Consider the following 14,068-nt stretch of genomic DNA (forward strand, 5'->3'; position numbering starts at 1 on the left):
GTCATCGGTTAAGGGTCGATCCGCCGGACACTCGCTGCCGGCGGATCAACCTGAACATCAAACAGCCAAAAGTTGTCGGGTGGTCGCCATCGATGTATCCAACGATTGCCCGGTACGTTGCAGCTTGTTCAGCAGACTCGCCCCCAGCCAGAGCTGATACAGGGTTTCCGCCAAGTGCCGGGCATCTGCGGCCGGCAGGCTTTTTTCCGCCTGGCCCTGCTCGATGCACAGGGTAATGCGCGCCACTACTTGTTCGGCACCATCACGCAACGTGAGGCGCATCGACTCGGACAGGTCGGCGACTTCGGCACTGAGCTTCACCACCAGACACTCATCACCATGCCCTTCGAGGGTGCAGCGATCCTGCCAGCCCTGCCAGTAATCCATCAGCCGTTCATAAGCGTTCAGCCCAGGCAATGTCAGGCGCCGCTCCATGTCCGCGAGATAACCGACAAAGTAATCCGCGAGCAGGGCCTGGCCGTAGAGCTCCTTGGATTTGAAGTAGTGATAGAACGAGCCCTTGGGCACGCCGGCGGTTTGCAGGATTTCATTGAGGCCGACACTGGTGAAGCCCTTCTCGGCCATCATCCGGTGGCCGGTGTCGAGCAAATGTTGGCGGGTATCGTCGTAGGTCGCTTTCATGGGGCACAAAATACCAGGCAATAGACCAGTCGTTTATTTCAGAGGAACGGAAGTTTGCCACACCTGTCACTGAAAAAGCTTCGGCTAAAAAATTACTAGACGACTGGTCTAATTGGAAACTATGCTGCGCTCCGACATGCAATCTTCCGGTGTCGCCGCTGTGCAAATCCGTTGTGCAGCGACGCCACTCGATCAACCCCAGGGTGCTCTATGAAAATCTTGATGGTTCTGACTTCGCACGATCAACTCGGCAACACCGGCAAGAAAACCGGCTTCTGGCTGGAAGAATTCGCCGCCCCCTACTACGCCTTCAAGGACGCCGGTGCCGACGTCACCCTGGTCTCGCCAGCCGGCGGCCAGCCACCGCTCGATCCGAAAAGTGACGAGCCCGACGCGCAGACCGCCGAGACCGACCGCTTCCGCCAAGACCCGGCAGCCCAACAGGCGCTGGCCAACACCGGGCGCCTGGCCGAGGTGAGCGCAGATGATTTCGATGCCGTGTTCTATCCAGGTGGCCACGGCCCGCTGTGGGATCTGGCCGAAGACCAGCGGTCGATAGCCCTGATCGAAGCCTTCGACCGCAGCAACAAGCCACACGGTTTCGTCTGCCATGCGCCGGGCGTGCTGCGTCACGTTGTCAATGCTCAAGGCAAACCTTTGATCCAGCATCGCGAAGTCACTGGTTTCACCAATTCGGAAGAGGCAGCGGTCGGCCTGACGGACGTTGTGCCGTTCCTGATCGAAGACGAGTTTCAGCGCCTCGGCGGACGTTACTCCAAAGTCGCTGACTGGCAGGTGCATGTGGTCGCCGATGGGCAATTGGTCACCGGCCAGAACCCGGCCAGTTCCGCCGCTGTGGCCGAGAAACTGTTGAAGATGCTCGGCTGACGCCTGCCCCGTAAAAGCCATCCGAACGCCGTGCGCGTGCCGCACGGCGTTTTTTTTCATCCACTCAATAGACGACTGGTCTAATAAGCCCCTCCACAAGGTTCCCGATGAACAACAGCCTTTATTTCACTCCCGCGAAACTCGGCCTTCACACCCTGAAAAACCGTATTGTCCTGCCACCACTCACCCGCCAGCGCAGCACCCAACCGGGGAACATCGCCAATGAACTGATGGCCGAGTATTACCAGCAGCGCGCCGGCGCCGGTTTGCTGGTGACCGAGGGCACGCAGATCGAACCGCGTGGCCAGGGTTACGCCTGGACACCCGGCATTTACACACCGGAGCAAATTGCCGGATGGCGCAAAGTCACCGACGCCGTGCATGCGGTCGACGGCGTCATCTTTGCCCAACTCTGGCACGTCGGCCGCGTGTCCCACAGCGCCTTGCAACCGGGTGGCGCAGCGCCGGTTTCGGCGTCCGCCGTCGCCACCGATCGGGTCAGCGTGTTCATCGAAACCGCGCCCGGCAAAGGCGAACTGGTGCCGCCATCGGCACCGCGAGCGCTGAGCACCGACGAGGTTCAGGAACTGGTCCAGCTTTATATTCAGGCCGCGCGCAATGCGATGGACGCCGGCTTCGACGGCATCGAACTGCACTGCGCCAACGGCTACCTGGTCAACCAGTTCATCTCCGCCCACAGCAATCTGCGCACCGATCAGTACGGTGGTTCGTTACAAAACCGCCTGCGTTTTCTGCGCGAAGTAGTCGCGGGTGTGGCGGAGTGCATCGGCAAGGAAAAAGTCGGCGTGCGTTTCGCTCCGTTGTTCACCACAACCGATGAGGCGCGCACGTATCTGGGCATGGTCGAAGAAGATCCACACACCACCTACATAGAAGCGATCAAAATCCTCGAAGCGGTCGGCATTGCTTATCTGTCTATCGCCGAAGCCGATTGGGACGATGCGCCCGCCATGCCGCAAACCTTCCGCCAAGCAGTACGCGAAACCTTCAGCGGCGCGATCATCTACGCCGGGCGCTACAACGCCGAATCCGGGGCGCGATTACTCGACTCCGGCCTCGCCGACCTGGTGGCCTTCGGTCGACCGTTCATGGCCAACCCGGATCTGCCCGCGCGAATCGCCAACGACTGGCCGCTGAATGCCCTCAACCCGGCCACGGTCTACGGCGGCAACGCCGAAGGTTACGTCGATTACCCGACGTATCCCGGCTGATCAAAAAAACCTATACAAAAACACAATTCCGTACAACTATCTGAACAAAGGTCCCTAAACCACTGGCTTCTCCTTTGCCTCTCATCAAGCTGAATCCGTTCGAATGAAAGCAACCCACCGGCTGTGCCTGGTCCTCGGTGACCAGTTATCTTTCGATCTCGCCTCGTTGCAGGGGCTGGATCGCGAACGCGATACCGTTCTGCTGGTCGAGGTGATGGAGGAAGCCAGCCACGTGCCTCATCACCCGCAAAAAATCGTGCTGGTGTTCAGCGCCATGCGGCACTTTGCCGAGGCGTTGCGCAGCCAGGGTTTTCGGGTGCAGTACGTCCGCCTCGACGACCCTGAAAATACCGGCGACGTGCCAAGCGAGTTGCAGCGCTGGCACGCGCTTTTACAGCCAGACGAAGTGCACCTGAGCGAAACCGGCGACTGGCGTCTGGAGCAATCGCTGCGCGAGTGTGGTCTGGCGATCCATTGGCACAGTGACAGCCGCTTTCTCTGCTCACGCGGCGAGTTCGCAGATTGGGCTGCCGGCAAAAAACAGCTGCGCATGGAGTTCTTCTACCGCGAGATGCGGCGCAAGAGTCGCCTGTTGCTCAACGGCGACGGCACCCCGGTGGGCGGCGCGTGGAATTTCGATGCCGACAACCGCAAGTCACTGCCCAAGAGCGTCAAGCCGCCCTACCCGCTCAACTTCTGCGCAGACTCCATCACCGTTGAAGTGATCGCGCTGGTGAAGGAGCGTTTCGCCAGCCACTACGGTTCCGTGGAGGATTTCAATTACCCGGTGACACACGCCGATGCCCAAGCCCTCTGGGAATACTTCGTGGATTTCGGTCTGGCCGGTTTCGGCGATTACCAGGACGCCATGGCCAGCGACGAACCGTTTCTGTTCCATGCACGGATCAGTGCTGCGCTGAACATCGGGCTGCTCGATCTGCGCCAGTTGTGCAGTGACGTAGAGGCCGCGTATTGGTCGGGCAGCGTCGCCCTGAATGCCGCCGAAGGCTTCATTCGGCAATTGATCGGCTGGCGGGAATACGTGCGGGGTGTGTATTGGCTGAAGATGCCCGACTACGCCGAAGGCAATGCATTCGGTAACCAAAGACCCTTGCCGGAGTTCTACTGGACCGGCGACACGCAGATGAACTGCATGCGCCAGGCGATCGGTCAAAGCCTGAAACACGCCTATGCCCACCACATTCAGCGACTGATGGTCACTGGCAATTTCGCCTTGCTGACCGGCATCGCGCCGAAGCAGATCTGCGAGTGGTATCTGGCCATTTACATGGACGCCTTCGACTGGGTCGAGCTGCCCAACACGCTCGGCATGGTGATGCATGCCGACGCCGGTTATCTCGGTTCCAAGCCCTACTGCGCCAGCGGTCAGTACATCAAGCGGATGTCCGATTACTGTCGCGATTGCGTCTACAAGGTCAGCGAAAGCACCACTGACAACGCCTGCCCGTTCAATGCGCTGTACTGGCATTTCCTCATGCGCCACGGCGATGTGCTGCGCAGCAATCAACGCATGGGCATGCTCTACAAAAACCTCGACCGCATGCCCGCGGACAAACAACAGGCCCTTTGGCAACGGGGCCAGGGGCTGCTCGACAGGCTGGATAACGGGCAGTCGTTTTGAGATCAGGCTGCGCCGCGCTTCACGACTGCAACTTAAGCATGAGGCGCCGTGTCAATGAGTGACCCGTAGTGTTCGTTTGCCACAAAAATCAATAAGGCATGAGTGGTGGAAACCCTGAAAGATCTTACTCGTGAGGCGCTTGAAGCTGAGGTTCTGCGCCTGCGCCAGGCGCTCGAAAGTGCCGCATTGCCTTCGCCAGACGCCTGTGTTCCGCACGATCTGGCTACGCAACTGTCCGCCAGCCGAGCGGCGCTGGCCAGCAGCGAGGCACGCCAGCGAGCGATCTTCGAGTGCGCGATCGATTTCGCCATGGTCGTTACCGACCCGCAGGGCACCATCACCGAATGGAACTCAGGCGCCGTCAATGTCATGGGCTGGACGGCCGAGGAAATTCTCGGCCACAGCGCCGAGCGCTTTTTCACCCCGGCGGATCGTGCCGCTGGCCGTATAGCGCTGGAAATGCAGCGCGCGCTGCTGGAGGGACGCGCCTCCGATGAACGTTGGCACCTGCGCAAGGATGGCCAATTGTTCTGGGCGTCAGGCGAACTGATGCCGCTGTACGCTGAAGATCAAACACATCTGGGTTTCGTGAAAATCCTGCGTGACCGCACCGGCGAACATCTGGCCGGCCGTGCGCTCTTCGACACTCAAGAACGCTATCGCCTGGCGGTCAAGGCGACCCGCGATGCGGTCTGGGACTGGGATTTGCAAAGCGGACAGATTGTCTGGAACGAAGCGCTGCAACAGGCTTACGGGTTCCCGCCGGCCGCCATTGACCCGAGCATCGATTGGCGCTTCGCGCAGATCCACCCACAGGATCGCGATAGCGTCAGGACCTCGATCCGCTCAACGATTGACGGAAAAGGTTCGACCTGGAGCGCCGAGTATCGCTTCCGCTGCGAGGACGGTTCCTACGCCGAGGTGCTCGACCGCGGCCACGTGATCCGCAACGCCGACGGCCAGGCCGAACGCATGATCGGCGCAATGCTCGACCTGACCCGCTCGCGCAGTGCCGAAACCGCACTGCGCCTGAGCGAGGAACGCTTCAGCACCATTCTGGAAACCATCGAAGCGGCCTTCGCCATCGTCAAAGTCAAATTCGACGCCGACGACCGCCCGGTGGATTACTTCTTCGTCGAGGCCAACCCGGCATTTGAGCGTCAGTGCGGCGTCAACCTGCGCGGCAAATGGGTGACCGAGTTTGCGCCAAATCTGGAGAAGTTCTGGTTCGAGACTTACGGGCACGTTGCCAAGACCGGTGAACCGGCGAACTTCGAGAACTACGCCAACACCTTCGAGCGCTGGTTCGACGTGCGGGCGGTGCGCGTCGGTGACCCGGCAGATCGTCAGATTGCTATCTTTTTCAGCGACGTCACCGCACGCCGCGACGCCGAAGAGCGACTGCGGATCAGCGAAGCCGTCGCCCGGGAAAACGTCGAGCGCGTGCAACTTGCCCTCGCCGCCGGCGCCATTATCGGTACTTGGCACTGGGACCTGCCGAGTAATCGCTTCGCCGTGGACGAAGGCTTTGCCCGGGTGTTCAACCTCGATCCGGCGCTGGGTCGCGAAGGCCTGAGCCTGGAACAAGTGGTGATGACCGTACACCCCGACGATCAGGCTGGACTCACCGACGCAATGACTGCGGCGATTGCCCGTGGCGGCGCCTATTCCCATCAGTACCGGGTGCGCGGCGCCGACGGGAAATACAACTGGATCGAAGCCAACGGCCGCGTCGAATGCGCCGACGACAGTACCCCGTTGCGCTTCCCCGGCGTACTTATCGATGTCGAAGACCGGCGCAATGTCGAGGCCGAACGTGACCGTGCCAACGCAGCCTTGCGCGCGCTCAACGACACCCTCGAACAACGTGTGTTGGCGCGCACCGCCGATCTCATGCAAGCCGAAGAAAAACTGCGACAGTCGCAAAAGATGGAAGCGGTCGGCCAACTGACCGGCGGCCTGGCCCATGACTTCAACAACCTGCTGGCCGGCATTTCGGCCGCGCTGGAGCTGATGGAAAAACGCATCGCGCAGGGTCGCCTGAAAGACGTCGACAAGTACATGGCCACGGCTCAAGGCGCGACCCGCCGTGCCGCCGCCCTGACCCATCGACTCCTGGCCTTCTCCCGACGCCAGACGCTCGATCCGCGTCCGACCGACGTCAACACACTGATTGTCGGGATGACCGAGTTGATCCAACGCACCGTCGGCCCGAGCATTCGCTTGCAGACGCTGGCGGCACCCGATCTGTGGCCGGCGCTGGTTGACGCCAGTCAGCTGGAAAACGCCCTGCTCAATCTGTGCATCAACGCCCGCGACGCGATGCCGGATGGCGGGCGCATCACCGTTGAAACGTCCAATCGATCCATTGCGCTCGAATCTGCCCGAACCCTCGATATGCCTGAAGGCGAGTACCTGTGCCTCTGCGTCACCGACACTGGCACCGGCATGAGCGCCGAAGTCATCGCCAAGGCTTTCGACCCGTTTTTCACCACCAAACCGCTCGGCCAGGGCACCGGCCTGGGGCTGTCGATGATCTACGGGTTCACCAAGCAATCCGGCGGTCAGGTGCGCGTGCACTCGCAAGTCGGGCAAGGCACGACGATGTGCATTTACTTGCCGCGTTATCGCGGTGAGGCGCAGCAAAACCAAGACGCCACCCACAGCACCACTACGCCGGTGGCCAAGGCCGGTGAGACCATATTGATCGTCGACGACGAGCCGACGGTGCGCATGCTGCTCAAGGATGTGTTCAGCGAGCTCGGCTACACCGTGCTGGAAGCCGCGGACAGTGTCGAAGGCCTTGAAACGTTGCGATCGCGCGTACACATCGACCTGCTCATCACCGATGTCGGTTTGCCCGGTGGCATGAACGGCCGGCAAATGGCCGAAGCGGGCCGGGAAATCCGTCCGAAACTGAAAACCCTGTTCATCACCGGTTACGCCGAAAATGCCGTGATCGGCAGCGGCCAACTCGGACCGGGGATGCAAGTCCTGACCAAGCCATTTGCCGTCGACACCCTGGTGGCACGGGTCAGCCATCTGCTGTCTGCCAATTTCGAGTGAGGCTGCTGTGAGCAATCAACTGGATCGCCGCAATAACCTGTCACTGGACAGCCTCAATTTTTTCCTCGCCGACGTGCGCGACGGGCTCGGGCCGTACCTGGCGATTTACCTGTTGGCGGTGCATCACTGGGACCCGGCCAGTATCGGCGTGGTCATGACCCTTGCCGGCATCGCCGCGCTGATCACCCAGACACCGGCCGGCGCACTGGTCGACAGCAGCCGCAGCAAGCGCGCGCTGATAGCCCTCGCGGCACTGCTGGTGACCGGCAGTTGCCTGGTGCTGCCCTTCGTCACGTCCTTCACTCTGGTGGCGTTGACTCAAGCCTTGAGCGCAGCGGCGGCCTCGATCTTCGCCCCGGCCATTTCCGCGATCACCCTGGGCATGACCGGCCCGCGAGCGTTCACCCGGCGCACCGGGCGCAATGAAACCTTCAACCATGCCGGCAACGCCTGCGCGGCCTTGCTCGCCGGACTGTTCGCCTATCTGTTCGGCCCCGTTGCGGTGTTTTACTTGATGGCAGCCATGGCACTCGCCAGCGTGATCGCCATCCACTTCGTCAGCGCAGATGCCATCGACCACGACCTGGCCCGCGGCCTCGACCCCACTGCGGACAAGCATCAACCCTCCGGTTTGTCTGTGCTGCTTAGCAACCGGCCACTTTTGTTGTTTGCCATTTGCTGCGCGCTGTTTCACTTGGCCAATGCCGCGATGCTGCCGCTGGTGAGCCAGAAACTCGCGCAAACCAATCTGCAAATGGCCACGCCACTGACGTCCGCGTGCATCGTCGCGGCGCAACTGGTCATGGTTCCGGCTGCGCTGCTGGTCGGTGCCAAAGCCGATGAGTGGGGGCGCAAACCCCTGCTGCTGGCGGGTTTTCTGATCCTGCCTCTGCGCGGCGTGCTCTACACGTTATCTGACGATCCCTATTGGCTGGTCGCGGTGCAAATGCTCGATGGCGTCGGCGCGGGTCTGTTCGGCGCGTTGTTCCCGATCATGGTGAAAGACCTCACACAGGGCACCGGTCATTTCAATATCAGCCTGGGCGCACTGACCACCGTGTTTGGTCTCGGTGCGGCACTGAGTAACGGGCTGGCCGGGTTTGTCGTGCAAGGCGCCGGTTATAGCGCTGCATTTCTGACGTTGGCGGGGATTGCGGCGGTGGCCGTTGTGTTGCTTTGGGTGGGGGTTCCGGAGACGTTGCGTGGGGCGCCGAACTTGCGGGGAAAAGACGTTATGCGAGCCGCTGAATAACCCTTGTGGGAGCAAGCCCCCTCCCACAGGTTTGCGCGTCGTTCAGGGATTTTGCAGGAGTTGTCGAGTGAAACGAGGCTGCGATCCTTTGATCTTCGCAAAAGATCAAAAGATCGCAGCGTGCCGCACCTACAGGTATCTCCACCCACTTATTTTTGCTGAGCCGTCAGCGCCGAGTAGCTGTTCATCAGATTGCGGTAGTTAGGAATCCGCTGCGACAGCAGATTACCCAGCCCTTCAATGTCGTTGCGCCAGTCGCGGTGCAGCTCACACGCCACCGAGAACCAGTTCATCATCTGTGCGCCAGCCTGGGTCATGCGACTCCATGCAGCCTGTTGCACGGTGGTGTTGAAGGTGCCGGAGGCATCGGTCACCACGAACACATCAAAGCCTTCGGCCAGCGCAGACAGTGTCGGGAACGCGACGCAGACGTCCGTCACCACACCGGCGATGATGATCTGCTTGCGACCGGTGGCTTTGATCGCCTTGACGAAGTCTTCGTTGTCCCAGGCGTTGATCTGGCCAGGGCGAGCGATGTATGGCGCGTCCGGGAACATCTCTTTCAGTTCCGGCACCAGCGGGCCATTCGGGCCTTGTTCGAAACTGGTGGTGAGGATGGTCGGCAGGTCGAAGAACTTCGCCAGATCGGCCAGCGCCAGCACGTTGTTCTTGAACTCGTTCGGCGAGAAGTCCTGCACCAGCGAAATCAGACCGGTCTGGTGATCGACCAGCAGCACTACGGCGTCGTCTTTGTTGAGGCGGTTGTAGGTTGGAGTGTTCATCTGTGCATTCCTTTTCAGTTGTGTGAGTTCTTGTTGCGTTCAAGATGGGCACAGATTACTGACACACTGAAACGGGATAAATCAGCTGAAAAGCGTTTCACCGTCAACTCAGAAAGGACAATCGCTCAGACGTCACGGTGTTTCCGGCGCAGGACTTCGCAAGAGGGAGAAGCCATGCGGTTATTAACAAATAACCCCTTCATTCAGCCGTCACTCAAACGTTGTACTAGGATAGGATCCAATTCCTGCAGCAATTGTGCGTTCAAGGAGATCGTAGACGACGCTGCCGGGACGTTTGTAAACCCGAAAATTCATGGATGACGTATATGAATTCATACCTGTTCCCCCACATCGGCAAAGTCATTGCGAGTACCGGCAGCCGGCATTTCCCGCGCATGCTGCATGACCTCATCCGCACCCAACTGGCGGTCGATGCCACGCACATTCGCCAGATGCGCGTCGAACCCGTGGGGCGCACCGCGAGCCGCAGTGAATCCGAACCGATGAAAGATCCGGCTCTGCTGGCCGAAACGGTATTCTCCGAACACAGTACTGCGACGCCCGACGCTGTGTCGCCGCCTGAGTCTTCGGCGTGCGCAGACGCCTCGCAATTGCATCTGACCCGCCGTAAGGACGGTTACCGTTATGTGATTTCGGTGTACCGCAACGGTCAGTCTCAGCGCTTTTCCGCGCAGGAACGCAGCCTATTGCAAGACATTTCCCCAGTCCTGTTGCCGATGGTGGAAAAACACATCAACGCACTGCAGCCTGCCAGCATTGACGCCGCGCGCCCCTGCGAGGCCGCCGAAGGCTCGGGGCTGGAAACCCTGCGAGGGCGTTTTACCGAGCGCTTGCAGCAATTGGGGCTGAGCCTGTCGAATCGCGAAACCGAAGTGTGTGTCGGCCTGCTCGCCGGCCGCACCGCGCCGGAACTGGCCGAGCAGTTGCAGTTGAAGGTCAACACGGTGGAAAGCTATCTCAAACGTGCAGCCATCAAGCTCGGTATCAGCGGCCGTCATTCGCTGATGCGCTGGATGTATTCGCCAATGGAAACCTCCGCTTCAAGCGCTGCCTGACAATCCCGTTTATTGCGTACGACTTCAGATCCATCCCCCTCACCCCAGCCCTCTCCCCCAAGGGGGCGAGGGGGAAAGGGAGCCGATCTTCGCGGCTTTCAAAACCGAGTTCGACTCGATGGTTCAAGTCGGTGTAGCTCGCAAGTACGACTCAGTCAGTCCCCTCTACCCCAAGGCGCGAGGGGGAAAGGGAGCCGATCTTCGCGGCTTGCAAACCCGAGTTCGACTCGGTGGTTCAGGTCGGTGAAGCTCGCAAGTACGACTCGGTCAGTCCCCTCTCCCCCCGGGAGAGGGTTAGGGTGAGGGCCGTTTTCAATCCCGGGCCAACGCCTCGATCGGATCAAGTCGCGAGGCATTTCTTGCCGGCACGAAGCCAAATACAATGCCGATCAGCGTCGAGCAGACCACCGCCGTCAGCACCGACGTCAGCGAGAAAACCATTTCCCACTCTTTGATAAACACCGAAAACAGGTGGCCGATGGCGTAGGACAGCGTAATCCCGATCGCCCCGCCCAAAAGACAAACCATCACCGCCTCTACCAGAAACTGCTGGCGAATGTCCGATTGCCGGGCACCGACCGCCATGCGAATGCCGATCTCGCGCGTCCGCTCGGTCACCGACACCAGCATGATGTTCATCACCCCGATCCCCCCCACCACCAACGAAATCACCGCGATCAACGACAGCAGCAACGCCAGCGAGCGGCTGGTTTTCTGCACTGTTTGCAAGACGCTGTCGAGGTTGTTGGTGAAGAAATCCTTGATGCCATGGCGTTGCAGCAACAACTGCGTGACATGTTCTTCGACCACTTTGCTTGGCTGACCGTCCTTCATGCGCACGCTGATGCTGTCCAGATAACGTTGGCCCAACACCCGCCCGGCGGCGGTTTCATAAGGCACCCAGACGTTGAGGGTCTTGCCCGAAGCGAAGAGATTTTTGTTCTCCGCCGCCACGCCGATCACCGTGCACGGCAGATTGCCGATCAGGATCACCTGCCCCAACGGGTCGACGCCGCCACCGAACAAGCGCTGACGGGTGTTGTGGTCGATTACTACCACTTGCGCCTGGCGCCGCGCATCGCTTTCGCTGAACGGGATGCCCTCGGCCATTTTGATGCCGCGTACCTGGAAGTACTGGTGACTGACGCCATTGACCTGTGCGTCCAGATCGATATTGCGATAGCGCAGCAACAGACTGCGGCCGATCATCGGCGTGGCACTGTCGACGTAATACAACTGATTCAGCGCCGTGACGTCGGCGGGCAACAGGGTTTCGATGGCGGCGGCGCGCTTGTCGCCGTAGCTGCTGCCGGGATAAATATCGATGGTATTGCTGCCGATGGCCGCGATGTCCTTGAGCACGTAGCGCTTGGCGCCCTCACCCACCGCCGAGATCGACACCACCGACGTGATGCCGATGACGATACCGAGCATGGTCAGCAACGTGCGCATGCGGTGCGAGATCAGCGCGACCCAGGCCATGCTGAACGCCTCTTTGAACAGGCCGAGGCTGGCCACCAGGCGCCGTGAAGCCGTGGCTTTTGGCGTCACCGATTCTTCATCCGGCAGTTGCGTGGTGTCACGCACGTTGCTGCGGTCACTGAAGATTGCACCGTCACTGACCTCGATGATGCGCTCGGCGTTGGCCGCGACTTTCGGGTCGTGGGTCACCAGAATCACCGTGTGTCCGGCCGCGTGCAGTTCCAGCAGGATGCGCATCACTTCTTTGCCGCTGGCGGTGTCGAGCGCGCCGGTCGGTTCATCGGCGAGAATCACTTCGCCGCCGTTCATCAAGGCGCGGGCGATACTTACCCGCTGTTGCTGCCCGCCCGACAGTTGGCTCGGCCGGTGGCTCAAGTGCTCCTGCAAGCCCAATCGCGCCAATAACTCACGGGCTCGGGCATGGCGTTGCAGCTGTGGAATACCCGCGTAGATCGCTGGCATTTCGACGTTGTGCATGGCGCTCAGGTGCGGCAGCAAATGGTAACGCTGGAAGATGAAGCCGAAGTAATCGCGGCGCAGTTCCGCCAGCGCCTGATTATCCAGATCGCGGGTTTCCTGGCCGTTGATCTTGTAGCTGCCGGCAGTGGCGTAATCGAGGCAACCTAGCAGGTTCATCAACGTTGATTTACCCGAGCCCGAGGCGCCGATGATCGCCACCATTTCCCCGGCATTGATCGTCAGGTTGATATTTTTCAGCGCGAGAAATTCGCGGTCACCGGCGGTGAAACTGCGGGTGATGCCCGTGAGTTGGAGCAGCGGTTGCGTCATGTTCAAGCCCCCGCCACGTTGGTCACTGGATCACCAATCACCACACGATCACCCTCGGCCAGCCCCTCATTGACCTGCACCTTGACGTTATTGTTGATCCCGGTCTGCACGTTGCGCGACTGCGCATGGCCCTTGGCGTCCAGCACCCGCACCGGAAAACTGCCATCGGCATTGCGCGGGCCGAGCGCCGCCACCGGCACGGTCAGCACTGACTTGGCCGTGTCGAGGACGATGCGCACTTGCGCGGTCATCGAAATGCGCAGGCGGTGATCAGGGTTGGGCACTTCGAACAGCGCGTTATAGAACACCGCCGAGTTTTGTTTGGGCGTACCGGCGGGCGGCGTTTCCAGAAAGTTCTGCGGCGCCGGTTCGGTGCCGCGCAGCTTGCCGTAGTAGCGCTTGTCCTCGCCGAGAATGGTGAAGTACACCTCCTGCCCCGGGGCGATGTGAATCACATCGGCCTCGGAGACTTGGGCCTTGACCGTCATGGTGTCCAGGTCCGCCAGTTTCAGCAGGATCGGCGCCAACTGGTTAGCGATCACGGTCTGCCCTTCCTGGGTGACGATACCGACCACGTCGCCATCAATTGGCGCGACAATCCGCGTGTACGCCAGGTTGACCTTGGCGGTATCGATCTGGATGTGCGCACTCTTGATCTGCGCGTCCAGCGACAACAGATTGGCCTGCTGCACTTCGTAATCCGACTGGGCGGTTTCGAAATCCTGGCGAGAGATCGAGGCGTCTTCCTGCAGGTTTTTATAGCGTTCGTAAATTGCTTTGGTCTGCTTGAGCTGGGCCTGTGTGGCACGCTTTTGCGCTTGCAGGTTTTCCTCATCGACCTGGGCCTGACGCAGGGTGTTCTGCAACACCAGCGGATCGATTTCCGCCAGCCACTGGCCCTTTTTCACTTTGTCGCCGACCTTGACCTTGAGCGACTTCAACTGGCCGGACACTTGCGCACCGACGTCCACTTGCTTGATGCCTTCGAGCAACCCGGTGGCGAGCACCGCGTTTTCGATATCACTGCGTTCGACCGTGGCGGTCAGGTACTGCGGTGCTTCAGCCGGCGCCTGCACCGTGTAGAACACCAATCCGGCCACCGCGGCCAACGCCAATCCCATACCGACTTTGCGCAACTTCGACTTTTCCATAAATGACCACAAGTCCGTTCAGGAGTGGGCCCGGCCAGCGGCCGGGCTCGGGTAGAGAAACAACAT

Annotated in this window: 10 protein-coding genes; 6 read left to right on the forward strand and 4 right to left on the reverse strand. The window is 60.4% G+C overall.

The genetic code is table 11. From position 1 onward, the window contains the following. Nucleotides 1-57: 57 nt before the first annotated feature. Nucleotides 58-642, reverse strand: a complete 585-nt coding sequence (locus ACIONG_RS05715; protein ID WP_103303547.1) for a TetR/AcrR family transcriptional regulator — start codon at nt 640-642, stop codon at nt 58-60. A 210-nt stretch (nt 643-852) separates the two neighbouring features. On the opposite strand from ACIONG_RS05715, the gene ACIONG_RS05720 reads away from it, so the two are divergent. The 5 genes from ACIONG_RS05720 to ACIONG_RS05740 all read left to right on the forward strand — a co-directional run bounded on the left by ACIONG_RS05720 (nt 853) and on the right by ACIONG_RS05740 (nt 8,722). Continuing rightward, nucleotides 853-1,530, forward strand: a complete 678-nt coding sequence (locus ACIONG_RS05720; protein WP_401297339.1) for a type 1 glutamine amidotransferase domain-containing protein — start codon at nt 853-855, stop codon at nt 1,528-1,530. Nucleotides 1,531-1,637: 107 nt separating this feature from the next. Then, nucleotides 1,638-2,762 (forward strand): alkene reductase, encoded by a 1,125-nt coding sequence (locus ACIONG_RS05725; protein ID WP_315446584.1) that lies wholly within the window; start codon nt 1,638-1,640, stop codon nt 2,760-2,762. A gap of 103 nt (nt 2,763-2,865) precedes the next feature. Then, the gene (locus tag ACIONG_RS05730; protein ID WP_401297342.1) at nt 2,866-4,404 is read left to right on the forward strand and encodes a cryptochrome/photolyase family protein; all 1,539 of its coding nucleotides are present in this window, start codon (nt 2,866-2,868) and stop codon (nt 4,402-4,404) included. A gap of 153 nt (nt 4,405-4,557) precedes the next feature. Then, nucleotides 4,558-7,470, forward strand: a complete 2,913-nt coding sequence (locus ACIONG_RS05735) for a PAS domain-containing protein (RefSeq protein ID WP_401297575.1) — start codon at nt 4,558-4,560, stop codon at nt 7,468-7,470. 7 nt (nt 7,471-7,477) lie between these two features. Beyond that, a complete protein-coding gene (locus tag ACIONG_RS05740; protein ID WP_213028426.1) occupies nt 7,478-8,722 on the forward strand; it encodes an MFS transporter in 1,245 nt (414 codons plus the stop codon). 149 nt (nt 8,723-8,871) lie between these two features. Here the strand turns inward: ACIONG_RS05740 and ycaC are convergent, their stop codons facing one another. Then, nucleotides 8,872-9,504 carry an isochorismate family cysteine hydrolase YcaC gene (ycaC, locus tag ACIONG_RS05745; protein WP_401297344.1) on the reverse strand — a complete coding sequence of 211 codons (633 nt, stop codon included), beginning with the start codon at nt 9,502-9,504 and terminating at the stop codon, nt 8,872-8,874. A gap of 326 nt (nt 9,505-9,830) precedes the next feature. Here ycaC and ACIONG_RS05750 point away from each other — a divergent pair, with 326 nt between their 5' ends. Next, the gene (locus tag ACIONG_RS05750; protein WP_103303539.1) at nt 9,831-10,580 is read left to right on the forward strand and encodes a helix-turn-helix transcriptional regulator; all 750 of its coding nucleotides are present in this window, start codon (nt 9,831-9,833) and stop codon (nt 10,578-10,580) included. 312 nt (nt 10,581-10,892) lie between these two features. On the opposite strand, the gene ACIONG_RS05755 is transcribed toward ACIONG_RS05750, so the two are convergent. After that, on the reverse strand, nt 10,893-12,851 hold the full coding sequence (locus ACIONG_RS05755; RefSeq protein WP_401297347.1) for a MacB family efflux pump subunit: 1,959 nt from the start codon (nt 12,849-12,851) through the stop codon (nt 10,893-10,895). A 2-nt stretch (nt 12,852-12,853) separates the two neighbouring features. Continuing rightward, nucleotides 12,854-14,002: a macrolide transporter subunit MacA gene (gene macA, locus ACIONG_RS05760; protein WP_103303537.1), complete on the reverse strand. Its 1,149-nt coding sequence runs from the start codon at nt 14,000-14,002 to the stop codon at nt 12,854-12,856. Between the last annotated feature and the right edge of the window lie 66 nt (nt 14,003-14,068).

This window comes from Pseudomonas sp. NPDC087817 (assembly GCF_044742875.1).
In the GTDB taxonomy this organism is placed as follows: Bacteria; Pseudomonadota; Gammaproteobacteria; order Pseudomonadales; family Pseudomonadaceae; genus Aquipseudomonas.

Coding starts and splice junctions, on each gene's coding strand:
- ACIONG_RS05715 (WP_103303547.1), bottom strand. CDS start 642: ATGAAAGCGACCTACGACGATACCCGCCAACATTTGCTCGACACCGGC.
- ACIONG_RS05720 (WP_401297339.1), top strand. CDS start 853: ATGAAAATCTTGATGGTTCTGACTTCGCACGATCAACTCGGCAACACC.
- ACIONG_RS05725 (WP_315446584.1), top strand. CDS start 1,638: ATGAACAACAGCCTTTATTTCACTCCCGCGAAACTCGGCCTTCACACC.
- ACIONG_RS05730 (WP_401297342.1), top strand. CDS start 2,866: ATGAAAGCAACCCACCGGCTGTGCCTGGTCCTCGGTGACCAGTTATCT.
- ycaC (WP_401297344.1), bottom strand. CDS start 9,504: ATGAACACTCCAACCTACAACCGCCTCAACAAAGACGACGCCGTAGTG.
- ACIONG_RS05750 (WP_103303539.1), top strand. CDS start 9,831: ATGAATTCATACCTGTTCCCCCACATCGGCAAAGTCATTGCGAGTACC.
- ACIONG_RS05755 (WP_401297347.1), bottom strand. CDS start 12,851: ATGACGCAACCGCTGCTCCAACTCACGGGCATCACCCGCAGTTTCACC.
- macA (WP_103303537.1), bottom strand. CDS start 14,002: ATGGAAAAGTCGAAGTTGCGCAAAGTCGGTATGGGATTGGCGTTGGCC.